The organism is Steroidobacter sp., from assembly GCF_016790065.1.
Lineage (GTDB): Bacteria > Pseudomonadota > Gammaproteobacteria > Steroidobacterales > Steroidobacteraceae > Steroidobacter.
Genome location: NZ_JAEUPY010000578.1, coordinates 1 through 2,683, shown reverse-complemented (window position 1 = coordinate 2,683; position 2,683 = coordinate 1). Strand labels below are relative to the sequence as shown.

At 62.4% G+C, this 2,683-nt stretch carries 2 protein-coding genes; one reads left to right on the top strand and one right to left on the bottom strand.

Going from position 1 to position 2,683, the window contains the following annotated elements:
* Positions 1 to 72: 72 nt before the first annotated feature.
* Positions 73 to 1,239: an amidohydrolase gene (locus JNL55_RS23975; RefSeq protein WP_293860111.1), complete on the bottom strand. Its 1,167-nt coding sequence runs from the start codon at positions 1,237 to 1,239 to the stop codon at positions 73 to 75.
* Positions 1,240 to 1,339: 100 nt separating this feature from the next.
* On the opposite strand from JNL55_RS23975, the gene JNL55_RS23970 reads away from it, so the two are divergent.
* A partial coding sequence (locus JNL55_RS23970; protein WP_293860108.1) for a penicillin acylase family protein occupies positions 1,340 to 2,683 on the top strand: 1,344 nt, incomplete at its 3' end.

Here is a 2,683-nt window from a genome sequence, read left to right as displayed (position 1 = left end):
CTTGCACGCCGCGACGTTCCGCCATGGAAAGTTTGCTGGTCTTGCCGGTCATCGGATCCGTTGGCCCTGTTGCTACTGGGGTGCCGATTGATTCAATCGACGTTGTACGATGCAGGCGAAAATGCTGGCGGCAATCGGCAGCAGTGCATCGTCGAAGTCATAGGTCGCATGATGACACATCACGCCGCTCTGGCCGATAAATAGGTAGGCGCCCGGGCGCTGCTCCAGCAGGTGCGAGAAGTCATCGGTGAAGGGCAGCGCCGGATGGTCCTGGAGCACATTGGCGGCGCCAACCACATCGGCGCAGGCCAGCTGTGCCAACTTCGCCGGCCCATCGGCATTCACGCAAGGCGGGCACTGATGCACGACGCGACAGGCGATCTTGCAGCCGCTGGACAGCTCGAGCGCAGCGCAAGCCTCGCACAGACGATGCAATAGCAGGTCTTGAGTTGCTTGCGACAAGCCTCGCAGCGTGCCGGATAGTTCGGCGCGAGACGGAATGACGTTGTATGAGGTCCCGGCATGTAGCGAGCAGGCCGAGATGACTGCCGGTTGCATCGGGTCGACGAAGCGGCCGACGATAGCCGAGATCTCGATCGCCAGGCGCGCCGCTGCTTGCAACGGGTCAGCAGCCTTATGAGGCGCGGCGCCATGTCCGCCGACACCTTCGATGTCCACTTGCCAGATCGCGTAGCCGGTGAGCACCGGGCCGGGGCGAATGCCCACCGTGCCCGGCGCGAACAAGGGCATGTTATGAAACGCGTAAATCTCGTCGCAGGGGAAACGTTCGAACAACCCGTCGTCGATCATCCGTTGAGCACCGCTCGCGGTTTCCTCCGCAGGCTGGAAGATCAGCTGCACCGTGCCCGTGGCCGGTGGGTGCTGTGACAAATACTGAGCCAAGCCGAGCAGCGCGACGACGTGTCCGTCGTGGCCGCATGCATGTGCGCGGCCGGCATGTTGCGAGCGATGGGTGAAGTCATTCTCTTCGTTCATGGGTAATGCATCCATGTCGGCGCGGAAGCCGATGGAGATCCCCGGTCGAGCGCCTCGTACGGTACCGACGACCCCCGTACCGCCCAGTCCTCGGTGAACTTCGATGCCTAGCGTTGCCAAGGTGCTAGCGATGAACGCGGCGGTGCTGTGCTCTTCGAACGCGAGCTCTGGGTGCGTGTGCAGCTGGCGTCGCCATTGGGTCAGCACCGGTGCAGCGTCGGCGATGGCAGGAATGATGCTCATGGTCATGATCATGGTCTGGGGGCGAACAGACTTGAGACAATACTGCTATTGGTATATAGATAACAAGTTGTGCAATAGACTCACAGGCTCGAACTGCGCCATGAACAACCATTCGTCGTCGTCGTTGGCATTGCTGCTGGCTGTCGCCACTGCTTCGTTCTGCGCCGACAGTGGCGCGAAGCCGCTGGACGCCGAGATTCGCTGGACCAGCTACGGGGTACCGCACGTCAAGGCCAACGACTATGAGAGCTTGGGCTTCGGTTACGGGTATGCGGTGGCTCCGCACCGCTTATGTCTGTTGGCGGGCCGCATACTGACGCTGCGAGGTGAGCGCTCGCGCTGGTTCGGTGCCGAGGCGCCAGTCGTGGCTGGCTTCGTGCCCACCAACAACTTGAACTCCGATTTGTTTCATCGCGTCCAGTTGGGGGCGAAGGATGTGACGGACGCCACCAAGAAGTTGTCAGCAGACGCGCGTGCGCTGGCCAGTGGTTACGCTGCCGGCTATTCCCGTTACGTTGCCGAACTCAGCGAAGCACAGCGGGCGCAGGCTTGTCAGGGCGCGCCGCTTCCGGCGATGGAAGTCGCCGATGTGGTGCGGGCCATGATGTCGATCGGCGTGCTTTGGAAATCATTTCACTTGATCCCGGCCGCCGCGGCTTCCGTGTGGGGTCAGCCCGCACCGGCGAAGGTGGCCGATGCCGGTGCGGTCATGTTGCAACCGCCTGCCTCATTCGGCAGCAATGCCTGGGCCTATGGCGGCGATGTCACCGGCACGGGCAGCGCCATGGTGATGGGCAATCCGCATACATTCTGGCGCGATGTCTGGCTCAACATGCATCAGCTGCATCTGACCATTCCGGGTCAGCTCGACGTTGCCGGCGCCGATTTCGCCGGCTTGCCGTTACCCGTCGCGGGGTTCAACGAGCACGTGGCGTGGAGCATGGAAGCGCCCTCGACGGTGACGTACTACGTGCTGCAAAAGATGCAGGTGGAGACCGGGAAGCAGCCGAGTTACTTCGTCGATGGCAAACGCCGGTCGCTGCGCATCGCGCCGGTCAAGCTCGATATCAAACAGGCCGATGGCTCGATCGTACAACGCGAATTTCCGATTGCCTGGAGCGAGCTCGGCGCTTTGTATCAACTGCCGGGCATGCCAGGGCGTCCGGCCGGCTGGTATGCCGTCACCGACGCGGGCGAAGGAAATGCTCTGGGCCTCGACCAGCTGTTGGCGGTCTCACGCGCGAAGTCGACGTCGGAGTTTCGTGATGCCGCGATTCGTTACCGGGGGCTCGGCAGTCATTTGGTCGCGGGTGATCGCAACGGCGACGTTTTATATGTCGAGGCGGGGCCGCTGCTCGATATCGACGCCGCGCGGCTCGCGAGTTGCGGCGTACAGCAAGCGATGTTCAATGTGCTCGACGGCACCCGTTCCGAATGTTCCATC

Coding starts and splice junctions, on each gene's coding strand:
- JNL55_RS23975 (WP_293860111.1), bottom strand. CDS start 1,239: ATGAGCATCATTCCTGCCATCGCCGACGCTGCACCGGTGCTGACCCAA.